This window comes from Pseudothioclava arenosa, assembly GCF_002358085.1.
In the GTDB taxonomy this organism is placed as follows: Bacteria; Pseudomonadota; Alphaproteobacteria; order Rhodobacterales; family Rhodobacteraceae; genus Pseudothioclava; species Pseudothioclava arenosa.
The window spans coordinates 173,514-198,537 of sequence record NZ_NTJD01000004.1 but is presented as its reverse complement, the minus strand read 5'-3'; the positions used below and the strand labels follow the sequence as shown (position 1 = coordinate 198,537).

Below are 25,024 nucleotides of genomic sequence, written 5' to 3'. Positions count from 1 at the left end.
TTAGTCGTCTCGACCGACGGCGCCGCGAAGATCGCGGGGCAGGGATGCGACGCGTGGATCTGGCGGTGTCGCTCGCGCGGGCGCTCCGACTTCGGGGCCGGCTGAGAGATGTCGCCCGTGCCGGGCGCCGCAGACCACATGCTCGAAACCCGACGAGTTTGTAATGTGTCGTCTGGGCGTTTCCGCATGGGCGGAGGAACAGGTTCCGCAAGCCCGTTACAGGGTGCGTGAAAGCGGTTCGGCCACAAGGTCAACGTATGTCGTATAATCTATGTTATGTCATATAAACGCCAATCCAGCGGCTGTTACGGCAGCAATATCGTGCTTCCGGTCGTCTTGCGCCCCTCCAGCGCCGCATGGGCCTGGGCCACGTCTTCCAGCTTGAAGCGCTGTGCGATCTCAATCTTGACCTTGCCCGATGCGATCATACCAAACAGATCCGCTGAGGCTGCTTGCAGCCAGCCAGGTTCGGCGATGTGATGAAACAGCGTCGGACGCGTCAGCCGCAGCGAGCCGACCGAGAGATCGTTGATCTTGAAATCCGTGACCGGCCCGGAGCTTTGCCCAAAGCACACGAGCGTTCCGAATTTGCGCAAGACTTTCAGTGATTTCGACACCGTATCTTGTCCAACCGAGTCATAGACGGCGGCGACGCCAGCCCCCTTGGTCATATCCATCACCGCCTCCGCGAAATCCGTGCTGCGATAGTCGATGACCTCGGCATAGCCATGCGCCGCCGCCAATGCGCATTTCTCGGGGCCTCCGGCCGTGCCGATGGCCCGCACGCCCTTCGCCGCAAGCCACTGGCCGGCGATCAGACCAACGCCACCGGCTGCTGCGTGAAAAAGTACGGTTTCTTCGTTGGTTACGGGATAAGAGTGATGCAGAAGATAATGCGCGGTCAGGCCCTTGAGCATCGCTGCTGCGGCAGTTTCGTCGGAAATCTCATCCGGGATCGGCACGACCTGCGCGGCCTTGATCGCACGATGGGTCGCATAGGCACCGTTGGGCAGCGTATAGGCCACGCGTTGGCCAACCTGCAGATCAACGCCCTCGCCCACGGCCTCGATCACGCCCGCGGCCTCGCATCCGGTAACCAGATCACGCTCAACCGGCCAAGGGTAAAGTCCTGTCCGAAAATAAACATCAATGAAATTCAATCCGATAGCGGAATGTTTTACAGTGACCTCGCCAGCGCCGGGTTGCGGCGGATCGATCTCGATGCGGCGGAAATTCTCGGTGCCGCCCGGCGCTGAAATGGCGATCGCGTAGCCCATGGCTTACTCCTCTTCGTTCAGGAAGGCGGCATCGACGGGGATGCGCAGCCCGTTGAGCAGATGGTTGGTTTTTCCGGCGGAGCTGACCACGCGCAGGAAATCGGCGAATTCTGCCTCGGTCATGCCCTTGGAGCGCGCGGCGGCGAGGTGGGAATGCGTGCAGTAGTCGCAGGAATTCGAAATGGAAACAGCGGCATAGATCATTTCCTTCACCTTCGGCTCAAGCGCTGAAGGCGTCGCCATGACCGCTTTTACCTCGGCCCAGGTTGCCGCCAGAAGATCCGGGTCAAAGGCCAGGTAACGCCAGACGTTGTTGATGAAATCGGTCCCGCGGGTCGCACGAATATCATCGAATACGGCTTTGACTTTCTGGTCTTTTTCGGGGTCGGAAGGCGGTTTGATCGTGGCCATGGGTCGCTCCTTTGCCGCGCAGGATGTCAGCCCGCCCTACCCGCGTCAATCGCCCCCGGAAGATAGCTGCCACCTAGCGCGATGATCTCGGCCCAGAGACGTTCGGCGAGCGCACGCCGATAACCGTTCAGCGGACGCACGAGGAACCAGTGCCGCTCGATCGGCAACCCGGGCGCGGACAGCTCGACAAGGCGTCCGGTGGCCAGCTCGTCCATTACCGTGTGCAAGCTGAGAAAGGCGATGCCGAGCCCCGCCATCACCGCCTGTTTGATCGTCTCGTTCGAGTCCATCTCCAACGTGTCATAGGTCGCCCCGTCGCCGATCCGATCGAGCCAGCGGCTCATCAGAATGCGCGTGCCCGAGCCCTCTTCACGCGACAGGAAGGTTTCGGCAAAGAGCGCCTCCTTCGTGATATCGGTGCCCGCCAACGGGTGATCGGGCGCGGCGACAAGCCCGTGGGGATGCGCGCCAAGCGGTGCGGCCTCGACCTCGGGGCGGCGCGGCGGGCGGCCCATGATCGCCAGATCAAAGGCGCCGCGCTCAAGCCCCTCGATCGTCGCCTCGCGGTTGCCCACACGCAGGGTGATCTCAATGTCGGGGTGGCGTTCCTGCAGCCGCTTGACCAGGCGCGGCGCGAAATATTTCGCCGTCGAGACCACGCCAAGCGTCACCCGGCCCGCCTGCCCCCGCGAAAGCGCCGCGAGATTGGCGCCAGCCTGCGACAAAGCGTCCTCGATCTTGTGCGCGGTCTCGCGCAGCGCCTGCCCCGCCTCGGTCAGCTCGGACCCCGCGCCATCCTCGGCCCGGCGCAGGAGCTTCACCTGCAGCAAATCCTCCATCCCCTTGATTTGCGCATGAATTGCAGGCGTCGAGAGGCCCAGCAATTCGCCCGCCGCGGCCATCGTGCCGCCGCGCGCCACCGCATCGAGGGCGCGCAATTGCTTGAGTGTCAGGGCGTCGATCCGGGGCATTTCGAGAAACCTGAATGGATATTCTGAATTATTAAATTTCATAAAATTCCATCTCCGGCAATGCTCGGTTCAAATTCACATCGTTTTTTAGGAGGAGGAGCGATGTCACTTGATCTTGACGGTCTCGGGCTGGCGCCTGATCTGGCCGATGTGATGACCCGGCTGGCAGCGACCGGCGCCGAGCTTGCCCTGCGGATCGCCCGCGGCTCGATCGAAGCCGATCTGGCGGCGAGTGCCGGGACGAATGCGGGCGGCGACGGGCAGAAGGCGCTCGATGTGATTGCCGACGAGGCGTTCATGGCGGCGCTGCGTGGCTCGGCGGTGGCGTTCTATGCCTCCGAGGAGCAGGACGACATCGTCGCGATGGGCACCGGCACGCTGGCGCTGGCGATCGACCCGCTCGATGGCTCGTCGAATATCGACGTGAATATCTCGATCGGCACGATCTTTTCGATCTTCCCGGTGGCGGCGACGCCCGAGGCGAACTTCCTGCGTCCGGGCCACGAGCAGATCGCGGCGGGTTACATCCTGTATGGCCCGCAGGTGATGTTGGTCGCGAGCTTTGGACAGGGCGTGCAGCAATGGGTTCTGGACCCGGTGCGGCGCGAGTTCGTGCGGATTCACGACGTGCGCCCCCTGCCCCTCGAAACCTCGGAATTCGCGATCAACGCGTCGAATTATCGCCATTGGCCGGCGCCGGTGCGCGCCTTCATCGACGATCTGGTGGCGGGAGCCGACGGGCCGCGCGGGCGCAATTTCAACATGCGCTGGATCGCCTCGCTGGTGGCGGAGACGCATCGCATCCTGACCCGCGGCGGCGTGTTTCTTTACCCCGCCGACAAGCGCAAGGGCTACGAGCGCGGGCGTCTGCGGCTGCTCTATGAATGCGCGCCGATCGCGATGCTGATCACGCAGGCGGGCGGCGCCGCAACCGATGGCGCGGACCCGATCCTCGGCGCCGTGCCCGACGGTCTGCACGCGCGCACCGGCTTTGTCTTTGGTACCGCGGCCAAGGTCGCCCGCGTCGCCGCCTATCACGACCTGCCCGAGGATGAAGCCTCGGCGCTGTTTTCCACCCGCGGCCTGTTCCGGAGCTGATCCATGTCGACGAAATTCCCCATCATCTCGGTTGTCGGGTCCTCGGGCGCGGGCACCTCGACGGTGAAGACCACCTTCGAGCAGATCTTTCGCCGCGAGGGCATCTCGGCGGTCTCGATCGAGGGGGATGCGTTCCACCGTTTCAACCGCGCCGACATGAAGGCGGAGCTGGAGCGGCGTTCGGCGGCGGGGGATGCGGGGTTCTCGCATTTCTCCTACGAAGCCAACGAGTTGGGCGAGCTGGAGCGGGTGTTTCGCGACTATGGAGAAACCGGCGCGGGCCGCACGCGTCACTATGTCCATGACGACAAGGAGGCCGAGAAATACGGTGTCGCGCCCGGCAATTTCACCGATTGGGGGCCCTTTGCCGAAAGCTCGGATCTGCTGTTCTACGAGGGGCTGCATGGCTGCGTGGTGAATGACGAGGTGAACCTCGCGGCGCTTGCCGACCTCAAGATCGGGGTCGTGCCGGTGATCAACCTCGAATGGATCCAAAAGATCCACCGTGACCGCGCCAGCCGCGGCTACACCACCGAAGCCGTCACCGACACGATCCTGCGCCGCATGCATTCCTATGTGAATTGCATCTGCCCGCAATTCACCCAGACCGACATCAACTTCCAGCGCGTGCCTGTGGTCGATACCTCGAACCCGTTCATCGCGCGCTGGATCCCGACGCCCGACGAAAGCCTCGTGGTGATCCGCTTCAAGAACCCGCGCGGCATCGACTTCCCCTATCTCACGCAGATGATCAACGGCTCGTGGATGAGCCGCGCCAATTCCATCGTGATCCCGGGCAACAAGCAGGACCTGGCAATGCAGCTGATCCTGACGCCCCTGATCGAGCGGCTCGTGCGCGACGCAAGGCGCGGGCGGCTCGGCTGACCGAAGAACCCGGGGGCCACGGCCCCTGCCCCGTGCGGCCCGATCCGCGCGCACCGCTTTCCGCGGGCTCTGCCCGCATGGCTGAACGAATGAGGACAACATGGCCCTGATCACCCTTCGCCAGATGCTCGATCACGCTGCCGACCAAGGCTATGGCGTGCCGGCGTTCAACATCAACAACATGGAACAGGGGCTGGCGATCGTGCAGGCGGCGGCGGAGTGCGACGCGCCGGTGATCTTGCAGGCCTCGCGCGGCGCGCGCTCCTACGCGGGCGATATCATGCTGCGCCACATGGTCGCCGCGCTGGCCGAGATGTTCCCCGCGATCCCGATCTGCATGCATCAGGACCACGGCAATAACGAGGCCACCTGCATGAGCGCGATCGGTCATGGCTTTACCAGCGTGATGATGGACGGCTCGCTGGAGGCCGACATGAAGACCCCAGCGAGCTATGACTACAACGTCACCATCACCGAGCGCGTGAGCCGGATGGCGCATTGGGTCGGTGCCTCGGTCGAGGGCGAGCTGGGCGTTCTGGGCAGCCTTGAAACCGGCGAGGCCGCCGCCGAGGATGGCAGCGGCGCCGAGGGCAAGCTCGATCATTCGCAGCTCTTGACCGACCCCGATCAGGCCGCCGATTTCGTGCGCAAGACCAAGGTGGACGCGCTGGCCATCGCCTGTGGCACCTCGCATGGCGCCTATAAGTTCAGCCGCAAGCCCGATGGCGAGATCCTCGCCATGGGCGTGATCGAGGCGATCCACGCGAAGCTGCCCGACACCCATCTGGTGATGCATGGCTCGTCTTCGGTGCCGCAGGAGTTGCAAGACATCATCAACGCATTCGGCGGCGAGATGCCCCAGACCTTCGGCGTGCCGCTCGAGGAAATCGTGCGCGGCATCCGGATGGGGGTGCGCAAGGTCAATATCGACACCGATTGCCGGATGGCGATGGCCGGTCAGTTCCGCCGCGTCGCCACCCAATCCCCGCGCGAGTTCGATCCGCGCAAATTCCTGATCCCGGCGATGGACGCGCTGCGCGACCTCTGCCGAACCCGCTTCGAGGCCTTCGGCACCGCCGGCCAGGCCCACAAGATCTCCGTCATCCCGATGGACGACATGGCGCGGCGCTACGCCAGCGGCGCGCTCGACCCCAAAACCGCCTGATTTGAAGGGAGAAAATCATGGATCAATCCAATCGCTACGCGCGCCTCGACCTGAATGAGGCCGATCTGATCGCCGGTGGCCGGCATGTGCTGGTGGCCTATGTCATGCGCCCGAAAGCCGGCTATGGCTATCTGGAAACGGCCGCGCATTTCGCCGCCGAAAGCTCGACGGGCACCAATGTCGAGGTCTCCACCACCGACGATTTCACCCGCGGCGTCGATGCGCTGGTCTATGAGATCGACCCTGAGAAAGAGCTGATGAAAATCGCCTATCCGGTTGATCTCTTTGATCGCAACATCACCGACGGGCGCGCGATGATCTGCTCGTTCCTGACCCTCGCGATCGGCAACAATCAGGGCATGGGCGATGTGGAATATGCCAAGATGCACGATTTTTACGTGCCGCCGGATTACCTGCGCCTGTTCGATGGGCCCTCGACCACGATCGCCGACATGTGGCGCGTGCTGGGGCGACCGCATGTGGATGGTGGCTTCATCGTCGGCACGATCATCAAGCCCAAGCTCGGGTTGCGCCCGCAGCCCTTTGCCGACGCCTGCTATGATTTCTGGCTGGGCGGCGATTTCATCAAGAATGACGAGCCGCAGGGCAACCAGACCTTTGCCCCGATGAAAGAGACGATCCGGCTGGTCTCGGATGCGATGAAGCGCGCGCAGGACAAGACCGGGCAGGCCAAGCTGTTCTCGGCCAATATCACCGCCGACGATCCGTTCGAGATGATCGCGCGGGGCGAGTTCATCCTCGAAACCTTTGGCGAAAACGCAGATCACGTGGCCTTCCTGGTCGATGGCTACGTCACCGGCCCGGCCGCGATCACCACCGCGCGCCGCCGCTTCCCGCGCCAGTACCTGCACTACCACCGCGCGGGCCATGGCGCCGTGACCTCGCCGCAGTCGATGCGCGGCTACACCGCCTTTGTGCTCTCGAAAATGGCACGGCTGCAGGGCGCCTCAGGCATTCACACCGGCACCATGGGCTTTGGCAAAATGGAGGGCGAGGCCGCCGACAAGCTGATGGCCTATATGATCACCGACGACGTGGCCGAGGGGCCCTATTTCCGCCAGGAATGGCACGGGATGAAGCCCACGACGCCGATCATCTCGGGCGGCATGAATGCGCTGCGGATGCCGGGCTTCTTTGCCAACCTCGGGCATTCGAACCTGGTGATGACGGCGGGCGGCGGCTCGTTCGGGCATATTGACGGGCCGGCGGCGGGCGCGACCAGCTTGCGTCAGGCCGAACAATGTTGGAAACAGGGGGCAGATCCGGTGGAGTTCGCCAAGGATCACAAGGAATTCGCCCGCGCGTTTGAAAGCTTCCCGCAGGATGCGGACAAGCTCTATCCCGGCTGGCGCGAGGCCCTTCGCATCAACTCCGCCGCATAAGCCCATGACAGGCGGGCGTTTTTGCGCCCGCCGCCCTGCCCCAAAGGCCCGACCGAAAGGACCGCCCGATGACCGCTTTCGACCGCAAGATCAAGATTGCGCCCTCGATTCTGAGCGCCGATTTCGCCGATTTCGGCCGCGAGATTCAGGCCATCGAGGCCGAGGGCGCCGATTGGGTGCATGTCGATGTGATGGACGGGCATTTCGTCCCGAACCTGACCTTCGGCCCGCCCGCCGTCGCGGCCTTCCGCAAGCATGTGAAGACCTTCATGGACGTCCACCTGATGATCGCGCCGGTGGACCCCTATATCGAGGCCTATGCCGAGGCGGGCGCCGACATGATCACGGCCCATGTCGAGGCCGGTCCGCACATTCACCGTACGCTGCAAGCCATTAAGGCGACTGGAAAAATGGCGGGCGTCAGCCTCAACCCCGGCACCCCGGCGGAGGCCGTGGCCGATGTGCTGGATCTGGTCGACATGGTGCTGGTGATGACGGTGAACCCGGGCTTCGGCGGGCAGAAATTCATCCATTCCGGCGTCGATAAAACCCGCAAGATCCGGCAAATGATCGGCGATCGTCCGATCCACATCCAGATCGACGGCGGGGTCACCACCGAAACCGCGCCCCTCGTCGCGGCGGCGGGCGCCGATGTGCTGGTCGCGGGTTCGGCCGTGTTCAAAGGCGGCTCGGTCTCCAACCCCGGCGTCTACGGCGAGAATATCCGCGCGATCCGCGCCGCCGCCGAGGCGGCCCAAGGCTGATTTCCGCGCGTTCGGGCCCCGGCGTTGGGAGGCGCCTGCCCTAACCGCTTGCCCTGCGACAATCCGTCATTCATATTCGCATGCGTGAATATACCTGTAGGGAGGACAGGACGATGAATCTCACGCGACGGACGATTCTGCGTGGCGCCATGGGAGGCGCGCTGACGCTGGGCGCTTCAAGCCTTTTGCCGCGCCGCAGCTTTGCGGCTTCGACGCTGGCTCTGGGCTCTGCGATGCTCGACACGCTTTCAGATGGCAATCTGGTGCTGCCGCTGTCCTTTGTCACTCCGCATGACGGCGCGGCGGCGAAGCTGGCCGAGCTGGGCGTGACCGGCGATCAGGTCGAGCCGCCCTGCAACGTCACGCTCTATCGCGACGGCACCAACACGGTGCTGTTCGATGTGGGCGCGGGCCCCGATTTCATGCCGACGGCGGGCAAGCTGGGCGAGGCGCTGGATGCGCTTGGCGTCTCGGCGGAAGAGGTCACCCATGTGATCTTTACCCATGCCCATCCTGACCATCTCTGGGGCGTGCTGGACGATTTCGACGAGCCTCTGTTCACCAATGCGACCCATATGATGGGCGCGGCCGAGATGGATTACTGGCTGAACCCGGAAACCGTGAACACGATCGGCACCGAGCGTCAGAGCTTTGCCGCGGGTGCGCTGCGCCGGCTGGAAATCCTCAAGGATCAGATCGAGACCTTCGAGCCCGAGGCTGAGCTTTTGCCCGGCATTCGTGCCCATGCGAGCTTTGGCCACACGCCGGGCCACATGGCCTTCGAGGTCGCGCAGGGCAGCAATTCGGTGATGATCGTGGGCGACGCGATCGGCAACGGGCATCTGGCCTTTGCCGTGCCGGATTGGGTGTCGGGTTCGGATCAGGATGCCGAGATGGGCGTTGCGACGCGGCTGTCGCTTCTGTCGATGCTGGCCGAACGCAAGATGGCGATGATCGGCTATCACCTGCCCGGCGGCGGCATCGGCATGGTCGAGGCGGCGAATGGCGCCTATCGCTTCGAGCCGGAGGTGTAAGCGGATGAAACAGTTTCTTGCTGCCCTGCCCTTCGTGATGGCCCTGCCCACTCTGACGCAGCCCGCGCTGGCCTCCGAGGACATCCCCGATCAGTACCCGCAATCAGTGCTCTACTCGAAACCCTATGAGGTGATCCCGGGGGTCTATTCCTCGATCGGGGCCACCGCACCGCCGACCTATGAAAACGCGGGCCATAACAACAACCTGAGCTTCATCGTCACCGGCGATGGCGTGGTGGTGGTGAACTCGGGCGCGTCTTACAAGCTGGCCGAGGCGCTCCATGCCGAGATCAAGGCCGTGACCGATCAGCCGGTGAAGCTCGTGATCAATGAAAACGGTCAGGGCCACGCGATGCTGGGCAATAATTACTGGATCGCGCAGGGCGTTCCGGTGCTGGCCCATGTCGATGCGGCCGAGGAGTTCGAGCATTCGATGGCGGGCGCCTGGACCGCGCTGAAGGGCTATGCCAAGGAAAACGCCGAGGGCACCGATCCGATGGGCCCGACCGAGACCTTCGAGGATGAGAAAATCATCACGATGGGCGATTTCGAGATCCATGTGCTGCATCTCGGCCCCGCTCACAGTCCGGGCGACACGCAGGTCTGGCTGCCGCAGCAAGGCTTCATGATCGCGGGCGACATCGCCTTTTCCGAGCGTATGCCGCCGATCTTCTCGGGCACCTGCACCAGCTGCTGGATCGAGACCTGGGAAGAAAAGTTCATGCCGCTGAACCCGACCTATGTGATCCCGGGCCACGGCCACCCGACGAACCTTGCTCAGGTCACCCGCTACACGCGCGATTACCTCGTCTATCTGCGCGGCCAGATCCGCGACCATATCGACAATGGCGGCGGTCTGGCGGATGCCTATTATGTCGATCAAAGCCCCTACAAGCATCTCGATACCTTCGAGGAGCTTGCCACCAAGAACGCGGGTGTCGTGTTCGAGGAAATGGATTGGGAATAAAGGAGTAGAGCATGGCCACCATCCCCCCGATCTGTGACTTTGGCTGGAAAGCCCCGGCGTTTCGGTTGGGGGGAACGGATGGCAAGATCTATTCCCTTGACGACATTCGCGGGCCGAAGGGCACGCTGATCATGTTCATCTGCAATCACTGCCCCTATGTGATGGCGATCCTTGATCGCATCCTGCGCGACGGCGAAGCCTTGCAGGCGGCGGGGATCGGGGTGGCGGCGATTTCCTCGAACGACGCCGAGGCCTATCCCGAGGACGGGTTCATCAACATGGTGCGGCTGGCCAAGGAAAAGGCCTTTCCCTTCCCCTATCTCTGCGACGACACGCAAGAGGTCGCGCGCGCCTATGGGGCCGTTTGCACACCCGATTTCTTTGGCTTCAACGCAGAGGACGCGTTGCAATATCGCGGGCGGCTCGATGCTTCAGGCAAGCAGGCCGGGCCCACCGACGCGCGGCGCGAGCTTTACGAGGCGATGTTGCAAGTGGCCGAAACCGGGCAAGGCCCGCGCGAGCAAGTCGCCTCGATGGGCTGCTCGATCAAGTGGAAGGATGCCTGATGACCGCAGTGATTTTCGACCTCGACGGTACGCTGATCGACTCGGCGCCAGCCATTCACGCGGTGTCGAACGCCGAACTGGTGGCGCGTGGTTTTGCGCCGCTGACGCTCGATCAGGTCCGCAGCTTCGTCGGGCGCGGCGTGCCGCATCTGGTGCGCTGCCTGTTGGAAACCTCGGGCGAGAACGCCGACGGGCCGCTGCATGGCGAGATTTGTGCCACGCTGATCGAACGCTATGAAACCCAGCTTGAGGGCAACCATTTCTATCCGGGCGTGCGTGCGGCGCTCGACCAGCTGCGCGACCATGGGCATCGGCTCGCGATCTGCACCAACAAACCCTATGGCCCGGCCGAGGCGGTGCTGTTCCACCTTGGCATTCTTGACCTGTTCGACGTGGTGATCGGTGGCGATAGCCTGCCCACGCGCAAGCCCGAACCCGCGATGCTCCATGCCGCGCATGAGCGCCTTGGCGGCGGGCCGATGATCTACGTGGGCGACAGCGAGATCGACGCGGAAACCGCCGCCAATGCCGGCGCGCCCTTCGCGCTTTACACCGAGGGCTACCGCAAATCCGACGTTCATGACCTGCGCCACCAGGTCGCCTTCTCGGAGTTCGAGATGCTGCCCGCGATCGTCGCCAACTGGCATTGGGGCGCGTAATGGACCTGCGCGCGCTGATCTTTGATGTCGATGGCACGCTGGCTGAAACCGAAGAGGCCCATCGTCAAGCCTTCAACGAAACCTTCGCCGCCGAGGGGATCGACTGGCACTGGAGCCCGGACACCTATCGCGAATTGCTGCGCACCACCGGCGGCAAGGAGCGGATGCGCGCGCATCGCGACGTGGTGGGCTTTGGCCCCTCGGATGCCGATATCCCCGAGCTGCACAAGCGCAAGACCGCGCGTTATGGCCAGATCATCGACGCGGGTGGCGTTCCGCTGCGTCCGGGCGTCGAGGAACTGATCCGGCAGGCCCGGGCGGCAGGCATCCGGCTGGCGATCGCCACCACCACCAACCGCCCGAACGTGGACCGGCTGGTGGAGGCGACGCTGGGTGTGCCCGCCTCCGAGATTTTCGACGTGATCGCGGCGGGCGATGAGGTCGCCGCCAAGAAACCTGAGCCCGATGTCTATCTGCTCGCGCTTGAGCGTCTTGGCCTGCCGCCAGAAACCGCGCTGGCCTTCGAAGACAGCCTGCCCGGGCTGGCCTCGGCCAAGGCGGCGGGGCTGAAAGTAGTGCTGACGCCCTCGGCCTATACTACGGGCGAGGATTTTACCGGCGCGGATTGGCTGATGCCGAACCTGTGCTGCCTGTCGCGCTTGATCGGGGTATGATCGACCCCATATCCTGCGTAAGGAAAAGGAGATTTCAGATGCTGAAGCCCGATGTGAAAGCCTTCTTCGACGAGGCCACTTTCACCGTGACCTTCGTGGTGAAAGACCCTGAAAGCCAGGCCTGCGCGATTGTCGATTCCGTTCTGGATTTCGACTATGCCTCGGGGCGCACCGATACGCGCTCGGCCGATGCAGTGATCGCCCATGTCCGCGATGAGGGGCTTGAGGTCGAATGGATCCTCGAAACCCATGTCCATGCCGACCACCTCTCGGCCGCGCCCTATATTCAGGAGCGCGTCGGCGGCAAGATCGGCATCGGCGACCGGATCAAGGTGGTGCAGGACACTTTCGGCAAGATCTTCAACGAGGGCACCGAGTTCCAGCGCGACGGCTCGCAATTCGACAAGCTCTTTGTCGAGGGTGACACTTTCACCGTCGGAGGCCTTGAAGGCCATGTGCTGCACACGCCCGGCCACACCCCCGCCTGCCTGACCTATGTCATCGGCGACGCGGCCTTCGTGGGCGACACGCTGTTCATGCCCGATTTCGGCACGGCGCGCTGTGACTTCCCCGGCGGCTCGGCCGAGGTGCTTTACGACTCGATCCAGAAGATCCTCACCCTGCCCGACGAGACCCGGATTTTCGTCGCCCATGACTACAAGGCGCCCGGGCGCGACGATTATGCCTGGGAAACCACCGTGGCCGAGGAAAAGGCGCGCAATATCCATATCGGCGGCGGCGCCTCGAAAGAGGCGTTCGTCAAGATGCGCACCGAGCGCGATGCAACGCTGGCGATGCCGCGGCTGATCATTCCCTCACTTCAGGTGAACATGCGCGCAGGCCAAATGCCGCCCGCCGAGGATGACGGGCATGTCTATCTCAAGGTGCCCGTGAACGGGCTCTGATCGGGCTTTTCTTTCGCGCGCGGCGCGCCTATGCACGGGAGACCCGGTGGGACGGGGCACAGGGAGACATTGATGGACCTTCGCCAGCTTACGCCCGCGATTGCGGTGGCGCCGCAGATCACCCCCGAAGACGTGGCCGAGGCCGCGCGGATGGGCTTTCGCACGCTGATCGACAACCGCCCCGACGAAGAAATCACGCCCGATCTGCACTCGGATCGCATGCGCGCGGTGGCCGAGGCGGCGGGCATGGCCTTCTATCACCTGCCCTATTATCCCGGCGAAATGACCCCCGAGCTGGTCGCCGAATTCGAGCGCGTCATGGCCGAGGTCGAGACGCCGGTGCTGGCCTATTGCCGCTCGGGCACGCGCAGCTCGCATCTCTGGGCGATGAGCCAGGCGGGCCAGATGCCGATCGAGGAAATCGTCAGCCGCGCGGCGAAATGGGGCTATGACCATTCGGCGCTGGTGCCTTTGCTGATCCATCACGGGAAAAGATAAGAACGGGATGCAACTCGGCCGTTTCAAACGCTATTTCCCGATCCTGGATTGGGCGCGCCGCTACGATGGCACGACGCTTGAGGCCGATCTTGTTGCCGCCGTGATCGTCACGATCATGCTGATCCCGCAGTCGCTGGCCTATGCGCTCCTGGCCGGCCTGCCGCCCGAGGTCGGGCTTTACGCCTCGATGCTGCCGCTGGTTCTGTATGCGGTCTTCGGCACTTCGCGCGCGCTTGCGGTAGGGCCGGTGGCGGTGGCCTCGTTGATGACGGCGGCGGCGGTCGGAGAGCTTGCCGCGCGCGGCACGCCTGAATATCTGGGCGCGGCGATCGCGCTGGCGTTTCTGTCGGGGCTGATGCTTCTGGCAATGGGGGTGCTGCGGCTCGGATTCATCTCGTCTTTTCTCAGCCATCCGGTGATCTCGGGGTTTATCTCCGCCTCGGGCATCCTGATCGCGGCGAGCCAGATCAAGCACCTGCTGGGCGTCTCGGCCAATGGCAAGACCCTGCCCGACATCGTGACGTCGCTGGTCGAGAATATTGGCCAGATCAACCTGCCGACGCTGGTGATCGGGGTCGCGGCGACAGCCTATTTGTTCTGGACACGCAAAGGCTTGAAGGGCTTTCTTGAAGCGCGCGGCGTGCCGCCGCGGCTTTCGGGTCTGGCGCTCAGGGCCGCGCCCGTCTCGGCTGTTCTGGTGACGATCCTGCTGGCCTGGGCGTTGGGGCTCGACCAGCATGGCGTGCGCATCGTTGGCGAGGTGCCGCGCGGCCTGCCGATGCCGACGCTGCCGCCCCTCGATCTTGCACTCTGGGCACAACTGGCGGTGCCCGCGCTACTGATCTCGATCGTCGGCTATGTCGAGACGATCTCGGTCGCGCAGACCTTGGCCGCGAAGCGGCGTCAGCGCATCGACCCCGATCAGGAGCTGGTGGCGCTTGGCGCGGCGAACCTCGGCTCGGCGGTCTCTGGCGGGTTTCCGGTGACCGGGGGCTTTGCGCGCTCGGTGGTGAATTTCGACGCGGGCGCCGCGACGCCCGCCGCTGGCGCCTTTACCGCGATCGGCATGGCGCTGGCGACGCTGGTGCTGACCCCTGCCCTCTATTACCTGCCGCAGGCGACGCTGGCGGCGACGATCGTGGTCGCGGTGCTGTCGCTGGTCGATCTTGGCGCGATAAAACACGCCTGGGCCTATAGCAAGGCCGATGCTTCGGCGACGGTGGTGACGATCGCCGCGACGCTTCTGTTTGGCGTCGAGACCGGGATTTCGGCCGGTGTTGGCCTGTCGATCCTCCTGCATCTGTGGCGCTCTTCGCGCCCGCATTACGCGGTGCTGGGTCAGGTTCCGGGCACCGAGCATTTCCGCAATATCCTGCGCCACAAGGTCGTCGAAGCGCCGGGCATCCTGCAGATCCGCGTCGATGAAAGCCTGTGGTTTCCGAATGCGCGGTTTCTGGAAGACATGATCTATGACCGCGTTGCTGCGAACCCGTCGCTGGCGCATGTGGTGCTGAATTGCCCGGCGATCAACTTTATCGACCTTTCGGCGCTGGAGGCGTTGGAGGCGATCAATGAGCGGCTGCGCGATGCGGGCGTGGCGCTGCATCTCTCCGAGGTGAAAGGCCCGGTGATGGACCGGCTCGTGCGCTCGGACCTGATCACCCACATGACGGGCAATGTCTATCTGACGCATTTTGATGCACTTTCCGCGCTGGCGCCCGAGTTGACGGGGGCCACGGTGCGTGATTTGCGCCGCGAAACCGCGCGCTAAGCGACCCATTGCCGCGCATCCCTTATACAACCTGCTCGAATCATTGAAAAAATCATTTTGTCTAGAAATGATCTAAAACACTGAGTAGCGTAGGTGAGTGCATGTTTGACCATATCGAAAAGATCCTGAGCTTGCGGGAGATAGACGCCGTCTGGAATCTCCATTGCGCTTGTATGGCCGATTACGGTTTCGACCGGCTGATCTATGGCTTCACCCGGTTTTCCCGCCCCAGTGGTTTCGGCAAGCTCGACGACATGCTGATCCTGAGCAATTTCTCGCAGGACTATCTTGATGGCTATATCGGTGAGCGGTTGTTCGAGCAGGCGCCGATGGTGCGGATCGCGGCGGCGCAGTCGGGGGCGTTTTCCTGGCGAATGATCGGTGAGCTGATGGAAAGCGGCACGATGACCGAGGGGGAGCGCCGCGCGACCGAATTCAACCTGCGGCACGGCGTCTGTGCGGGCTATTCGATTTCATTCCCTAACACGCGCCCGAGTCAGGGCGGGATCGGGCTTTGTGCGCGGGCCGGGATGCGCCAGCACGAGGTCGATGCGCTCTGGGCCGAAAAGGGCCGCGAGATCCACCTGCTGAACACGATTTTCCACCTACAGGTCTCGTCAATGCCCTTCGCGCGCAATGTGCTGTCGCCGCGCCAGCGGCAGGTGTTGGAAGGCGTGGCCGAGGGGCGCACGATCGCGGAAACCGCGCAGGAGATGGGGCTTTCGGCGGCGACGATCGAAAAGCACCTGCGCCGCGCCCGCGAAGCGCTTGGCGTCGAGACCACCGCGCAGGCGGTGCTCAAGGCCTCGATGCAGCAGGAAATCTTTGTCTCTCCGGGTGCGGCCAGTCCGGCCCGGAAATGAAAAACGCCGCCCCGAGGGGCGGCGCCTTGAAGCTCTGTCGATCCGATCAGTTGCCGGCGACGGTCTTCGCCACTTCAGCAGCGAAGTCTTCTTCTTTCTTCTCGATGCCTTCGCCGACTTCCATGCGGACGAAACCGGTGACCTCGACGCCCGCCTCTTTCGCGGCCTGAGCCACGGTGATGTCGGGGTTGATCACGAATTTCTGGTTCACGAGGGTGACTTCCTCGAGGAACTTCTTCATGCGGCCTTCGATCATCTTCTCGATCACGGCTTCGGGCTTGCCCGATTCACGCGCGATCTCGATCTGCACGTTGCGCTCTTTCTCGACGATCGCCGGATCGAGGTCACCCTCGTTCAGCGAAGCCGGGTTGGTCGCGGCGATGTGCATCGCGATCTGCTTGCCGATGCCGTTGTCGGCGCCGTTCAGCGCGACCAGCACGCCGATCTTGCCCATGCCTTCGGCGGCGGCGTTGTGCACGTAATGCACCAGCGTGTCGCCTTCGAGCAGGTGCATGCGGCGCAGCGTCATGTTCTCGCCGATGCGCGCGATCGCGTCGGTCAGCACGTCTTCGACGGTCTTGCCGTTCAGCGCGGCGGCCTTCACCACCTCGACCGACTCGCCCACTTCCAGCGCCACTTCGGCGATGTCCGACACCAGTTTCTGGAAGTCGGTGTTCTTGGCGACGAAGTCGGTTTCCGAGTTCAGCTCGATCGCGACGCCCTTGCCGTTGGTCACGGCAACGCCCACGAGGCCTTCGGCAGCCACGCGGCCCGATTTCTTGGCGGCTTTCGCCAGACCCTTGGTGCGCAGCCAGTCGACCGCGGCTTCCATGTCGCCGTCAACTTCGGTCAGCGCTTTTTTCGCATCCATCATGCCTGCGCCGGTCATGTCGCGCAGCTCTTTCACCATCGCAGCGGTGATCGCCATCGGAATTCTCCTCGAATTATGCTTCGGGGGCGGGTTTACCCCGCCCTCCATGTCAATTCAGTGACGCCCCGAGGGGCAGCCCCCGGATCAGGCTTCGACTTCGGCGGCTTCTTCCGCCGGAGCTTCTTCCAGAGCACCGATGTCCACGCCGGCGGCGCCCATCTGGGCGGCCATGCCGTCGAGAGCAGCGCGCGAAACGAGGTCGCAGTAGAGGCTGATCGCGCGGGCGGCGTCGTCGTTGCCCGGGATGATGTAGTCAACGCCCTTGGGCGAGCAGTTCGAGTCGACCACGGCGACGACCGGGATGCCGAGCTTCTTGGCTTCCAGGATGGCGAGGTCTTCCTTGTTGACGTCGATCACGAACAGCAGGTCCGGCAGACCGCCCATTTCGCGGATCCCGCCCAGCGAGGCCTGCAGTTTGGCCTGCTCGCGGTCGAGGCCCAGACGCTCTTTCTTGGTCAGGCCTTCGGCGCCCGAAGCCAGACGCTCGTCGATCTCTTTCAGACGGTTGATCGACTGCGAGACGGTTTTCCAGTTGGTCAGCGTGCCGCCGAGCCAGCGGTGGTTCATGTAGAACTGCGCGCATTTTTCGGCCGCTTCCGCAACCGGCTTGGCAGCCTGACGCTTGGTGCCGACGAAGAGCACGCGGCCTCCCTTGGCGACGGTGTCACGCACGACTTTCAGAGCCGCGTCCAGCATCGGAACGGTCTGGGTCAGGTCCATGATGTGGATGCCGTTACGCTCGCCGTAGATGAACTCCGCCATGCGCGGGTTCCAGCGTTGCGTCTGGTGACCAAAGTGAACGCCAGCTTCGAGCAGCTGACGCAGCGAGAAATCGGGAAGCGCCATGTCCATTTCCTTTCCGGTTTGCGCCTGAGCGGAGGATTTCAGGGCATGTGCCCCAACCGGTGGACTGATGAGGATGTCTCCCTCAACGGCCCGCCTCCGCCTGTGAAGTGCGCGCGATATAGCGGGCACCCGCGGCGCTGGCAAGCCCCCTGCCCGCGGTTTGCACCGGCTTTTCGGGCGGAATTCGCGTATTTTTGCCAAGAAGAAGTGAAAAGCATGGCTTTTCCCGCGGATGACGGCGCCAGCCCCTTCTTCTTGGTGCAAATACGCCCGCCGGAGGCGTCCCGCAACAGCCGCTTGCGCGGGGGCGCGGATCGGTGCACCAAGGGGTATGGACAAGACCCCCGACATTCTTTGCATCGGCTCGGTGCTCTGGGACATCATCGGCCGCGCGCCCGTGCATATGCGGGCGGGCTCGGATGTGCCGGGACGGATCACGCGAGTGCCCGGGGGTGTTGCGATGAATATCGCGATGACGCTGGCGCGCTTCGGGTTGCGCCCGGCTGTGCTCAGCGCGATCGGGCGCGATGTGCAGGGTCAGGAACTGATCGGCGCGGCGGAGGTGCTGGGCATTGATTGCCGTTATCTTTATCGTTCCGAGGATCTGCCGACGGATCGTTACATGGCGATCGAGGGGGCGAACGGGCTGATCGCGGCGATTGCCGATGCGCATTCGCTGGAACAGGCGGGCGCGCGGATATTGCGGCCGCTGGAGGACGGGCGGCTGGGCTCGGCGGGCGCGCCATGGGCCGGGCCGATCGCGCTTGATGGCAACCTGACCGAGGCGCTGATCGCCGAGATCGTGCGCTCGCCGCTTTTTGCGCGGGCCGATCTGCGGGTGGCTCCGGCAAGCCCGGGCAAGGCGGAGCGACTGACGCCGCTGCTGGCCGCGCCGCAGGTCACGTTCTACGTCAATCTCGAAGAGGCGGGGTTGCTGTGCCACGCCGAATTCGCCTCGGCCGAGGCTGCGGCCGAGGGGCTTCTGGCGCGCGGCGCGCGGCGCGTTCTGGTCACCGATGGTGGGCAATCGGCCGCCGACGGGTTGGCTGGCGCGGGCGTGATCGCGGCCACCCCGCCTGCGGTCATGGTGACGCGCGTCACCGGCGCGGGCGACACTTTCATGGCCGCGCATATCGTGGCCGAACGCGCGGGGCTTTCACGCGAGGCGGCGCTGGCCCGCGCGCTCGAGGCCGCCGCGCGCTATGTTTCCGGAGAACTTGCCTCATGACCCAGGATCTGCGCGATCTGATTTCCCATTCCGCCGAGGTCGCCTCGGCCCTTGCCGAGGGGCGCGCCGTGGTCGCGCTGGAATCGACGATCATCACCCATGGCATGCCCTATCCGCAGAACCTTGAGACCGCCCGCGCGGTCGAGGCCGAGCTGCGTGCTGCGGGGGCGGTGCCGGCGACGATCGCGGTGATGGGCGGTCGCATTCATATCGGGCTTGAGGAGGATGCGCTGGATGCGCTGGCGCAGGCGCGGGGTGTGATGAAGCTCAGCCGCGCCGATCTGGCCTTTTGCCTCGCCTCCGGTGCGACCGGGGCGACGACGGTTGCGGCGACGATGATCTGCGCGGCGCTGGCCGGGATCGACGTGTTTGCCACCGGCGGCATCGGCGGCGTGCATCGCGGCGCCGAGGACACGTTCGACATTTCCGCCGATCTGGCCGAGCTGGGCGCGAGCCCGGTGACGGTGGTGGCGGCGGGCGCGAAGGCGATCCTCGACCTGCCGAAGACGCTCGAGGTGCTGGAAACCAATGGCGTGCCGGTTATCGCCTTCGGGCAGGCCGAGTTTCCGGCCTTCTGGTCGCGCAGTTCGGGGCTGGCGGCGCCGCTGCGCGCCGATGACGCGGGCACGATCGCGGCGGCGCATCTGATGCGCAAGCGGCTCGGGCTGCCCGGCGGCCAGCTTGTCGCCAACCCGATCCCCCCCGAGGCCGAGATCGCGCGCGCCGAGATCACGCCGGTGATCGAGACCGCCCTTGCCGAGGCCGCGGCGCAGGGTATTGCCGCCAAGGCGGTGACGCCCTTCCTGCTGCAGCGGATTTTCGAGCTGACCGAGGGGCGCTCATTGGCGTCGAATATCGCGCTTGTCCTGAACAATGCGCGCCTCGCCGCGGCAATCGCGCGCGAAATCGTGAGCCAGCGCTGATCCCCATTGCGCGGGCGGGCGGTGCTTCGTAAGGTCAGATGCATTGACCTTGAGGGACCCCGATGTCGTCCGCGCCCGAGCCCCATCCCGCCAAACGCAAACGCAGCCTGCTGGGCGGGCTTCGGTCGTCCTTTCTGACCGGGCTGGTGGTCGTCGCCCCCGTCGGGCTGACGCTCTGGCTGATGTGGACGGTGGCGGGCTGGGTCGATGGCTGGGTGCTGCCGATGGTGCCCGCCGAGCTGCACCCCGAGCGCTATATCGGCGTCAACCTGCGCGGCATCGGCGTGCTGATCTTCCTGATCTTCACGGTGATCGTGGGCTGGATGGCGAAGGGCATCTTTGGCCGCGCGCTGATCCGGATGGGCGAAAGCATCGTCGACCGGATGCCGGTGGTGCGCTCGGTCTATTCGGGGATCAAGCAGATCGCCGAGACCGTGTTCAACCAGGGCGAAGAGAAATTCGACAAGGCCTGCGTGATCGAATACCCGCGCCCCGGCCTGAAGGCGATCGCCTTCGTCTCCTCCAGCGCCAAGGGCGAGGTAGCGCGGCTGGCCGATGACGGCGACCCGCTGATCTCGGTGTTTTTGCCGACCACGCCGAACCCGACCTCGGGGTTCTTGCTCTTCGTGCCGCGCTCGCAGATCACCTATCTGGACATGAGCGTCGAGGATGCCGCCAAGCTGATCATTTCGGCGGGGCTGGTGTATCCGAGCGAGAAAAAGCCCGACCCCGCGAAGGGCAAGAAATCCGCCTGACGCCAGACAATCAGCGACGCTTGCCAAACGGGCGCGATGCGATAACTTCGCCTGATGAACATCACCTTCCGCCAATTGTCCTACCTGCTGGCGCTGCAGCGCACGGGCTCGTTTTCACGCGCGGCCGAAGAGGTCTGCGTGACCCAGCCGGCGCTCTCGATGCAGATCCGCGAGCTGGAGGACCAGATCGGCCAACCGTTGATCGAGCGGCGCCCGGTGCGGCTGACGCGGATGGGGCGGCTGGTGGTGGCGCGTGCCCAGCGCATCGAAGCGGAACTGGCCGCGCTTGAGGCCGAGGTGCGGCGCGGCGGCGGGCAGGTGAACCTTGGCGTGATCCCGACGATTGCGCCCTACCTCATGCCGCGCGCCCTGCCCGCGCTTGGCCCCGGGCTGCGGCTGCGCGAGGCGCGCACCGAGACGCTGCTGGCCGAACTGGAAGCGGGTCGCCTTGATGCCGCGCTGATCGCCACGGCTGAGCCGGATGTGGCCGAGGAAATCCTGTTCGAAGACCGGTTCCTGCTGGCGGGGGCGCCGGCGCTCCTTGCGCTCAATCGCGGGCTGCCGCCCGAGGCGCTCGATCCCGGAGAGCTGTTGCTGCTGGATGAAGGCCATTGCCTCGCCGATCAGGCGCTGGCGCTCTGCGGGTTGGCGCGCCGCGCGCAGCCTTTCGATCTTGGCGCGGCCTCGCTCGCCACACTCTGCGCATTGGTCGGGCAAGGCATGGGGCTGACGCTTTTGCCCGAGCTGGCCTGTCTGCGCGAAACCACGCCCGAGATTGCGCTGATGCGCTTTGACAAGGAACCCTCGCGCCAGATCCGCCTCGTGCGGCGGCGCGACGCCGATCAGGACGACTGGTTCACCGGCCTTGCCGGGACGCTGCGCGCGGCGGGCACGGGGCTTGTGGCCGAGGTGCGCGCGCGCTTCCCCTGAAACGAAAACGGCGGGGCCGAAACCCCGCCGCAGTCTGTCTGTCGCGTCGCGATCAGAGCGCAGTCCAGCCGCCATCGACCGAGATCGTGGTGCCGGTGATCTGCGCGGCCGCCTCCGAGCACAGGAACACCGTGGTGCCGCCCAGTTGCTCGACGGTGGCGAATTGCTTCGAGGGCTGGCGCGTCAGCATGACCTCGCGGATCACGGTGTCGCGGTCCATGTTATGGACCTTCATCTGGTCGGGGATCTGCGCCTCGACCAAGGGCGTCAGCACATAGCCCGGGCAGATCGCGTTGCAGGTGATCGGCTCTTCCGCGGTTTCCAGCGCGATCGTCTTGCTCAGGCCAACAACGCCATGCTTGGCCGCGATATAGGCCGATTTGTAGGGCGAGGCGGTCAGGCCATGCGCCGAGGCGATATTGACGATCCGGCCCCAGCCCGCCTTGCGCATCATCGGCAGGGCGGCAGCGCTGGTGTGGAAGGCCGAGCTGAGGTTGATCGCGATGATCGCGTTCCATTTGTCGATCGGGAACTCGTCGACCGGGGCCACGTGCTGGATGCCCGCGTTGTTGACGAGGATGTCGCACTGGCCCGCCTGGGTCACCAGTGCGCGGCATTCCTCGGCGCTCGACATGTCGGCCTTGATGTAGCGCGCGGTCACGCCGAATTCGCGGCCGATCTCGGCGGCGAGCGCGTGATCTTCGTCGCGGTCGGTGAAGGAGTTCAGCACCACATCGGCGCCTGCCCGCGCCAGTTCGCGCGCCACGCCCAGGCCGATGCCCGAATTCGATCCCGTCACTACGGCCGTCTTGCCCTTGAGCGTCATGAAAACCTCTCCTTTGGTCATTTCGCCCCCGACATTAGCCATGCGCGCGCAAAGGTCCATGACGAGTTGCCGGTGCGGAAGCCCCGGGCATAAAAAAAGCGCCCGCTAAAGAGCGGGCGCCAAGTCATGAGGCAGGTTTCATACAGGCAAGAAACCTATCGAGCAGTGAGTCTTTTATAAGCGCTTCCTCGCCAAGGCGAAAGGGAAAAGTTTGCGCAGCCTCGTGAGCATGTTTAGCTTTGCGACTGAAAATACAGCCAAACTGGGAATTGTTTCCATGATGCGACCGAAGCTCCTGCATGCCCTTGCGCCAGCGATTCTGGCTCTGGGCCCTGTTTTCCTTGGCGGGGTCGCGAGCGCCGAGCCGCAGCATGCGATCGCGATGTATGGCGCGCCCGCGCTTGAGGAGGGATTCGCGCATCTGCCCTATGCCAATCCCGATGCGCCCAAGGGCGGACGGATTCGTCTGGGCGAATCGGGCAGCTTCGACTCGCTCAACCCCTGGATCCTGAAAGGCCGCGCGCCGGTTGCGATCTCGAATTTCGTCGCCGAATCGCTGATGGGCCGCTCCTATGACGAGCCGTTCACGCTTTATGGGCTGCTTGCCGAAAGCATCGAGACCGATGACGCGCGCGAATGGGTCGAGTTCACGCTGCGCCCCGAGGCGCGGTTCTCGGATGGCAGCCCGGTCACCGTCGAGGATGTGATGTGGTCCTACGAGACGCTCGGGACACAGGGCCATCCGCGCTATCAGAACGCCTGGCGCAAGGTGGCCAAGATGGAGCAGACCGGCCCGCGCTCGGTTCGCTTCACCTTTTCCGAGCCCAACCGCGAACTGGCGCTGATCATGGGGATGCGCCCGGTGCTGAAAAAGGCGCAATGGGACGCGCACGACTTCGCCGAGGATACGATGACCACGCCGATCGGCTCGGGCGCCTACAGGATCGCGCGCGTCGAGACCGGCAAATACATCAGCCTCGAACGCGATCCGAACTGGTGGGGCAAGGATCTGGCCTTCAACCGGGGCCGGCATAATTTCGACGAGATGCGCTTTGATTATTTCAACGATGGCAGCGTCGTCTTCGAGGCCTTCAAAGGCGGTGAACTGGACAGCTGGCGCGAAACCAACCTTGCCAAATGGGCGCGCAATTACGACTTCCCGGCGGTGCTCTCGGGCGATGTCATCAAGAGCGAGATCCCGCACGCCCGGCCCTCAGGTATTCAGGGCTTCGTGATGAACACGCGCAATCCGATCTTTGCCGATTGGCGCGTGCGCGAAGCGATGATGCTGGCGTTCAACTTCGAATTCATCAACGCGACGCTGAATGATGGCGTCGAGCCCCGCATCAGCTCCTATTTCGCGAACTCGTCGCTGGCGATGCAGCCCGGCCCCGCGACCGGCAAGGTGGCCGAACTGCTGGCGCCCTATGCCGACAGCCTGTTGCCGGGCGTGATCGCGGGCTACACGCTGCCGGTCTCGGACGGCTCGGAACTGAACCGCAAGAACACCCGCAAGGCGATCGCGCTGCTGGAGGAAGCCGGCTGGAAAGTCGATAGCGACGGGGTTCTGAAAAACGCCGCCGGTGCGCCGTTCCGCTTTGAAATTCTGCTGCAGCAAGGCACAGCCGAGACCTCCTCGATCGTCGATATCTATGTCGAGGCGCTCCGGCGGCTGGGCATTGTTCCCTCGGTCGCGATGGTGGATGACGCGCAATATACCGCGCGCCGCAACGCCTATGATTTCGACATGACCTGGCATTGGGTGGCGACCTCGCTCAGCCCGGGGAATGAGCAGTATCTTTACTGGGGCCGGCGCGGCGTGACCGAGCCGGGGTCGCGCAACCTGATGGGCATGGATGTGCCCGCCGCCGAGGCGATGATCGACGCGATGCTGAACGCGCGTTCGCAAGAGGATTTCGTGGCCGCGGTGCAGGCACTTGACCGCATCCTGACGGCAGGGCGTTATGTGATCCCGATCTGGTATGCGCGGGTCTCGCGGCTGGCACATATTCGTGAACTTCACTTCCCCGAGCGGCTTCCGCTATACGGGGATTGGCCGGGCTTTCAGCCCGATGTCTGGTGGTATGAGGCAGACTGACATGAAGAAACTGGTTCTTTTGGTGGCAATCGCGGCGGCTCTGGCCGGTTGCAACACGGTCGCGGGCGTGGGTGACGATGTCTCGGCGGGTGCGCGCACCGTGCAAAGCTGGCTCTAAGCCGGCATCGCCCCCCGCGGCATCGAAAAAATCATTGCCGTTCCGCGCCTTGGGGCGCAAACTCTAGGGGTCGGGGCATGCCCGCGTCCCGGGAGGAGACGTCCATGAAATGGCATCACATCGAGGAAAACTGGCACGCGTTCTACGAGGCGATCCAGGATCGCTGGGACGAGGCGGAGGAAGACGCGCTCGACGAGATCGACGGCGACCAGCACGCCTTCGTCGCCTATATCGCCGAGATCACCGGCCAGAGCAAAACCGACGCGCGCGAGGAAATCCGCAACTGGATCATGGGCGAATTGCCCGCCGATGTGGTGATGGACCCGAGCCACGACAATCACTCGATCGCCAATTCCGTGAAATACATCCCCGAGGGCGAGGATGAATATGACGACGACGCGCGCTTTGGCGACGAGGGCTAGGGCACGCACCGTTGCGTGATGGGCGCCCTGCCGCTC

27 protein-coding genes are annotated in these 25,024 nt (G+C 64.3%); 21 read left to right on the top strand and 6 right to left on the bottom strand.

Annotated elements, in window-relative coordinates; translation table 11 throughout:
- Nucleotides 1-305: 305 nt before the first annotated feature.
- Genes CLN94_RS07155 through cbbR form a run of 3 tightly spaced genes read right to left on the bottom strand, consistent with a single transcriptional unit; the run spans nucleotide 306 to nucleotide 2,659 of the window.
- Entirely contained in the window at nucleotides 306-1,277 is a 972-nt protein-coding gene (locus CLN94_RS07155) for a quinone oxidoreductase family protein (RefSeq protein ID WP_096432611.1), read from the bottom strand.
- Nucleotides 1,278-1,280: 3 nt separating this feature from the next.
- A complete protein-coding gene (locus CLN94_RS07150; RefSeq protein ID WP_096432609.1) occupies nucleotides 1,281-1,688 on the bottom strand; it encodes a carboxymuconolactone decarboxylase family protein in 408 nt (135 codons plus the stop codon).
- A gap of 26 nt (nucleotides 1,689-1,714) precedes the next feature.
- Nucleotides 1,715-2,659: a LysR family regulator CbbR gene (gene cbbR / locus CLN94_RS07145; protein ID WP_096432607.1), complete on the bottom strand. Its 945-nt coding sequence runs from the start codon at nucleotides 2,657-2,659 to the stop codon at nucleotides 1,715-1,717.
- Nucleotides 2,660-2,761: 102 nt separating this feature from the next.
- Here cbbR and CLN94_RS07140 point away from each other — a divergent pair, with 102 nt between their 5' ends.
- The 14 genes from CLN94_RS07140 (at nucleotide 2,762) to CLN94_RS07075 (ending at nucleotide 15,911) form a co-directional block, all read left to right on the top strand.
- A complete protein-coding gene (locus CLN94_RS07140) occupies nucleotides 2,762-3,757 on the top strand; it encodes a class 1 fructose-bisphosphatase (protein WP_096432605.1) in 996 nt (331 codons plus the stop codon).
- Between the two features lie 3 nt (nucleotides 3,758-3,760).
- Nucleotides 3,761-4,642, top strand: a complete 882-nt coding sequence (locus tag CLN94_RS07135; protein WP_096432603.1) for a phosphoribulokinase — start codon at nucleotides 3,761-3,763, stop codon at nucleotides 4,640-4,642.
- Nucleotides 4,643-4,742: 100 nt separating this feature from the next.
- Nucleotides 4,743-5,807: a class II fructose-bisphosphate aldolase gene (fba, locus tag CLN94_RS07130; RefSeq protein ID WP_096432601.1), complete on the top strand. Its 1,065-nt coding sequence runs from the start codon at nucleotides 4,743-4,745 to the stop codon at nucleotides 5,805-5,807.
- 17 nt (nucleotides 5,808-5,824) lie between these two features.
- Complete coding sequence (locus tag CLN94_RS07125) at nucleotides 5,825-7,210, top strand: ribulose-bisphosphate carboxylase (RefSeq protein ID WP_096432599.1); 1,386 nt, start codon at nucleotides 5,825-5,827, stop codon at nucleotides 7,208-7,210.
- 68 nt (nucleotides 7,211-7,278) lie between these two features.
- Complete coding sequence (gene rpe, locus CLN94_RS07120; RefSeq protein ID WP_096432597.1) at nucleotides 7,279-7,974, top strand: ribulose-phosphate 3-epimerase; 696 nt, start codon at nucleotides 7,279-7,281, stop codon at nucleotides 7,972-7,974.
- 113 nt (nucleotides 7,975-8,087) lie between these two features.
- The gene (locus CLN94_RS07115) at nucleotides 8,088-9,008 is read left to right on the top strand and encodes an MBL fold metallo-hydrolase (protein ID WP_096432595.1); all 921 of its coding nucleotides are present in this window, start codon (nucleotides 8,088-8,090) and stop codon (nucleotides 9,006-9,008) included.
- Between the two features lie 4 nt (nucleotides 9,009-9,012).
- Complete coding sequence (locus CLN94_RS07110) at nucleotides 9,013-9,975, top strand: MBL fold metallo-hydrolase (RefSeq protein ID WP_096432593.1); 963 nt, start codon at nucleotides 9,013-9,015, stop codon at nucleotides 9,973-9,975.
- An 11-nt stretch (nucleotides 9,976-9,986) separates the two neighbouring features.
- Nucleotides 9,987-10,541: a thioredoxin family protein gene (locus CLN94_RS07105; RefSeq protein WP_096432591.1), complete on the top strand. Its 555-nt coding sequence runs from the start codon at nucleotides 9,987-9,989 to the stop codon at nucleotides 10,539-10,541.
- Nucleotides 10,541-11,200 carry a phosphoglycolate phosphatase gene (gene gph, locus CLN94_RS07100; protein WP_342744533.1) on the top strand — a complete coding sequence of 220 codons (660 nt, stop codon included), beginning with the start codon at nucleotides 10,541-10,543 and terminating at the stop codon, nucleotides 11,198-11,200. Before CLN94_RS07105 ends, gph begins: the two co-directional genes overlap by 1 nt.
- Nucleotides 11,200-11,874 (top strand): HAD family hydrolase, encoded by a 675-nt coding sequence (locus tag CLN94_RS07095; protein ID WP_096432589.1) that lies wholly within the window; start codon nucleotides 11,200-11,202, stop codon nucleotides 11,872-11,874. Before gph ends, CLN94_RS07095 begins: the two co-directional genes overlap by 1 nt.
- Nucleotides 11,875-11,915: 41 nt before the next feature.
- Complete coding sequence (locus CLN94_RS07090) at nucleotides 11,916-12,779, top strand: MBL fold metallo-hydrolase (protein ID WP_218837244.1); 864 nt, start codon at nucleotides 11,916-11,918, stop codon at nucleotides 12,777-12,779.
- Nucleotides 12,780-12,851: 72 nt separating this feature from the next.
- Complete coding sequence (locus CLN94_RS07085; protein ID WP_096432585.1) at nucleotides 12,852-13,277, top strand: TIGR01244 family sulfur transferase; 426 nt, start codon at nucleotides 12,852-12,854, stop codon at nucleotides 13,275-13,277.
- A 7-nt stretch (nucleotides 13,278-13,284) separates the two neighbouring features.
- Entirely contained in the window at nucleotides 13,285-15,048 is a 1,764-nt protein-coding gene (locus tag CLN94_RS07080) for a SulP family inorganic anion transporter (RefSeq protein ID WP_096432583.1), read from the top strand.
- Between the two features lie 101 nt (nucleotides 15,049-15,149).
- Nucleotides 15,150-15,911, top strand: coding sequence for a helix-turn-helix transcriptional regulator (locus CLN94_RS07075; protein ID WP_096432581.1), 762 nt, complete (start codon nucleotides 15,150-15,152; stop codon nucleotides 15,909-15,911).
- A gap of 46 nt (nucleotides 15,912-15,957) precedes the next feature.
- Here CLN94_RS07075 and tsf read toward each other — a convergent pair whose 3' ends face one another.
- Complete coding sequence (gene tsf, locus CLN94_RS07070; RefSeq protein ID WP_096432579.1) at nucleotides 15,958-16,839, bottom strand: translation elongation factor Ts; 882 nt, start codon at nucleotides 16,837-16,839, stop codon at nucleotides 15,958-15,960.
- An 87-nt stretch (nucleotides 16,840-16,926) separates the two neighbouring features.
- Entirely contained in the window at nucleotides 16,927-17,688 is a 762-nt protein-coding gene (gene rpsB / locus CLN94_RS07065; protein ID WP_179300259.1) for a 30S ribosomal protein S2, read from the bottom strand.
- Between the two features lie 331 nt (nucleotides 17,689-18,019).
- Here rpsB and CLN94_RS07060 point away from each other — a divergent pair, with 331 nt between their 5' ends.
- The 4 genes from CLN94_RS07060 (at nucleotide 18,020) to CLN94_RS07045 (ending at nucleotide 21,524) form a co-directional block, all read left to right on the top strand.
- Nucleotides 18,020-18,916, top strand: a complete 897-nt coding sequence (locus CLN94_RS07060) for a PfkB family carbohydrate kinase (RefSeq protein ID WP_096432575.1) — start codon at nucleotides 18,020-18,022, stop codon at nucleotides 18,914-18,916.
- Nucleotides 18,913-19,839 carry a pseudouridine-5'-phosphate glycosidase gene (locus tag CLN94_RS07055; protein WP_096432573.1) on the top strand — a complete coding sequence of 309 codons (927 nt, stop codon included), beginning with the start codon at nucleotides 18,913-18,915 and terminating at the stop codon, nucleotides 19,837-19,839. Before CLN94_RS07060 ends, CLN94_RS07055 begins: the two co-directional genes overlap by 4 nt.
- Nucleotides 19,840-19,901: 62 nt before the next feature.
- Nucleotides 19,902-20,594, top strand: coding sequence for a DUF502 domain-containing protein (locus CLN94_RS07050; RefSeq protein WP_096432571.1), 693 nt, complete (start codon nucleotides 19,902-19,904; stop codon nucleotides 20,592-20,594).
- A gap of 54 nt (nucleotides 20,595-20,648) precedes the next feature.
- Nucleotides 20,649-21,524, top strand: coding sequence for a hydrogen peroxide-inducible genes activator (locus tag CLN94_RS07045; protein ID WP_096432569.1), 876 nt, complete (start codon nucleotides 20,649-20,651; stop codon nucleotides 21,522-21,524).
- 52 nt (nucleotides 21,525-21,576) lie between these two features.
- On the opposite strand, the gene CLN94_RS07040 is transcribed toward CLN94_RS07045, so the two are convergent.
- Nucleotides 21,577-22,350, bottom strand: coding sequence for a 3-hydroxybutyrate dehydrogenase (locus CLN94_RS07040; RefSeq protein ID WP_096432832.1), 774 nt, complete (start codon nucleotides 22,348-22,350; stop codon nucleotides 21,577-21,579).
- A 280-nt stretch (nucleotides 22,351-22,630) separates the two neighbouring features.
- On the opposite strand from CLN94_RS07040, the gene CLN94_RS07035 reads away from it, so the two are divergent.
- The 3 genes from CLN94_RS07035 (at nucleotide 22,631) to CLN94_RS07025 (ending at nucleotide 24,988) form a co-directional block, all read left to right on the top strand.
- Nucleotides 22,631-24,448, top strand: coding sequence for an extracellular solute-binding protein (locus CLN94_RS07035; RefSeq protein ID WP_096432830.1), 1,818 nt, complete (start codon nucleotides 22,631-22,633; stop codon nucleotides 24,446-24,448).
- A gap of 1 nt (nucleotide 24,449) precedes the next feature.
- Nucleotides 24,450-24,566: an entericidin EcnA/B family protein gene (locus tag CLN94_RS07030; RefSeq protein ID WP_096432567.1), complete on the top strand. Its 117-nt coding sequence runs from the start codon at nucleotides 24,450-24,452 to the stop codon at nucleotides 24,564-24,566.
- A 104-nt stretch (nucleotides 24,567-24,670) separates the two neighbouring features.
- Nucleotides 24,671-24,988, top strand: coding sequence for a hypothetical protein (locus CLN94_RS07025; protein ID WP_096432565.1), 318 nt, complete (start codon nucleotides 24,671-24,673; stop codon nucleotides 24,986-24,988).
- The last annotated feature ends 36 nt before the right edge of the window (nucleotides 24,989-25,024 follow it).

Excerpts from the sequence above, each read along its gene's own strand:
- CLN94_RS07030 (WP_096432567.1), top strand. The coding sequence starts at position 24,450 with ATGAAGAAACTGGTTCTTTTGGTGGCAATCGCGGCGGCTCTGGCCGGT.
- CLN94_RS07150 (WP_096432609.1), bottom strand. The coding sequence starts at position 1,688 with ATGGCCACGATCAAACCGCCTTCCGACCCCGAAAAAGACCAGAAAGTC.
- CLN94_RS07060 (WP_096432575.1), top strand. The coding sequence starts at position 18,020 with ATGGACAAGACCCCCGACATTCTTTGCATCGGCTCGGTGCTCTGGGAC.
- CLN94_RS07140 (WP_096432605.1), top strand. The coding sequence starts at position 2,762 with ATGTCACTTGATCTTGACGGTCTCGGGCTGGCGCCTGATCTGGCCGAT.
- tsf (WP_096432579.1), bottom strand. The coding sequence starts at position 16,839 with ATGGCGATCACCGCTGCGATGGTGAAAGAGCTGCGCGACATGACCGGC.
- CLN94_RS07040 (WP_096432832.1), bottom strand. The coding sequence starts at position 22,350 with ATGACGCTCAAGGGCAAGACGGCCGTAGTGACGGGATCGAATTCGGGC.
- CLN94_RS07055 (WP_096432573.1), top strand. The coding sequence starts at position 18,913 with ATGACCCAGGATCTGCGCGATCTGATTTCCCATTCCGCCGAGGTCGCC.
- gph (WP_342744533.1), top strand. The coding sequence starts at position 10,541 with ATGACCGCAGTGATTTTCGACCTCGACGGTACGCTGATCGACTCGGCG.
- CLN94_RS07075 (WP_096432581.1), top strand. The coding sequence starts at position 15,150 with ATGTTTGACCATATCGAAAAGATCCTGAGCTTGCGGGAGATAGACGCC.
- CLN94_RS07025 (WP_096432565.1), top strand. The coding sequence starts at position 24,671 with ATGAAATGGCATCACATCGAGGAAAACTGGCACGCGTTCTACGAGGCG.
- fba (WP_096432601.1), top strand. The coding sequence starts at position 4,743 with ATGGCCCTGATCACCCTTCGCCAGATGCTCGATCACGCTGCCGACCAA.
- rpe (WP_096432597.1), top strand. The coding sequence starts at position 7,279 with ATGACCGCTTTCGACCGCAAGATCAAGATTGCGCCCTCGATTCTGAGC.
- CLN94_RS07080 (WP_096432583.1), top strand. The coding sequence starts at position 13,285 with ATGCAACTCGGCCGTTTCAAACGCTATTTCCCGATCCTGGATTGGGCG.
- cbbR (WP_096432607.1), bottom strand. The coding sequence starts at position 2,659 with ATGCCCCGGATCGACGCCCTGACACTCAAGCAATTGCGCGCCCTCGAT.
- CLN94_RS07095 (WP_096432589.1), top strand. The coding sequence starts at position 11,200 with ATGGACCTGCGCGCGCTGATCTTTGATGTCGATGGCACGCTGGCTGAA.
- rpsB (WP_179300259.1), bottom strand. The coding sequence starts at position 17,688 with ATGGCGCTTCCCGATTTCTCGCTGCGTCAGCTGCTCGAAGCTGGCGTT.
- CLN94_RS07050 (WP_096432571.1), top strand. The coding sequence starts at position 19,902 with ATGTCGTCCGCGCCCGAGCCCCATCCCGCCAAACGCAAACGCAGCCTG.
- CLN94_RS07035 (WP_096432830.1), top strand. The coding sequence starts at position 22,631 with ATGCGACCGAAGCTCCTGCATGCCCTTGCGCCAGCGATTCTGGCTCTG.
- CLN94_RS07085 (WP_096432585.1), top strand. The coding sequence starts at position 12,852 with ATGGACCTTCGCCAGCTTACGCCCGCGATTGCGGTGGCGCCGCAGATC.
- CLN94_RS07135 (WP_096432603.1), top strand. The coding sequence starts at position 3,761 with ATGTCGACGAAATTCCCCATCATCTCGGTTGTCGGGTCCTCGGGCGCG.
- CLN94_RS07115 (WP_096432595.1), top strand. The coding sequence starts at position 8,088 with ATGAATCTCACGCGACGGACGATTCTGCGTGGCGCCATGGGAGGCGCG.
- CLN94_RS07125 (WP_096432599.1), top strand. The coding sequence starts at position 5,825 with ATGGATCAATCCAATCGCTACGCGCGCCTCGACCTGAATGAGGCCGAT.
- CLN94_RS07110 (WP_096432593.1), top strand. The coding sequence starts at position 9,013 with ATGAAACAGTTTCTTGCTGCCCTGCCCTTCGTGATGGCCCTGCCCACT.
- CLN94_RS07105 (WP_096432591.1), top strand. The coding sequence starts at position 9,987 with ATGGCCACCATCCCCCCGATCTGTGACTTTGGCTGGAAAGCCCCGGCG.
- CLN94_RS07155 (WP_096432611.1), bottom strand. The coding sequence starts at position 1,277 with ATGGGCTACGCGATCGCCATTTCAGCGCCGGGCGGCACCGAGAATTTC.
- CLN94_RS07045 (WP_096432569.1), top strand. The coding sequence starts at position 20,649 with ATGAACATCACCTTCCGCCAATTGTCCTACCTGCTGGCGCTGCAGCGC.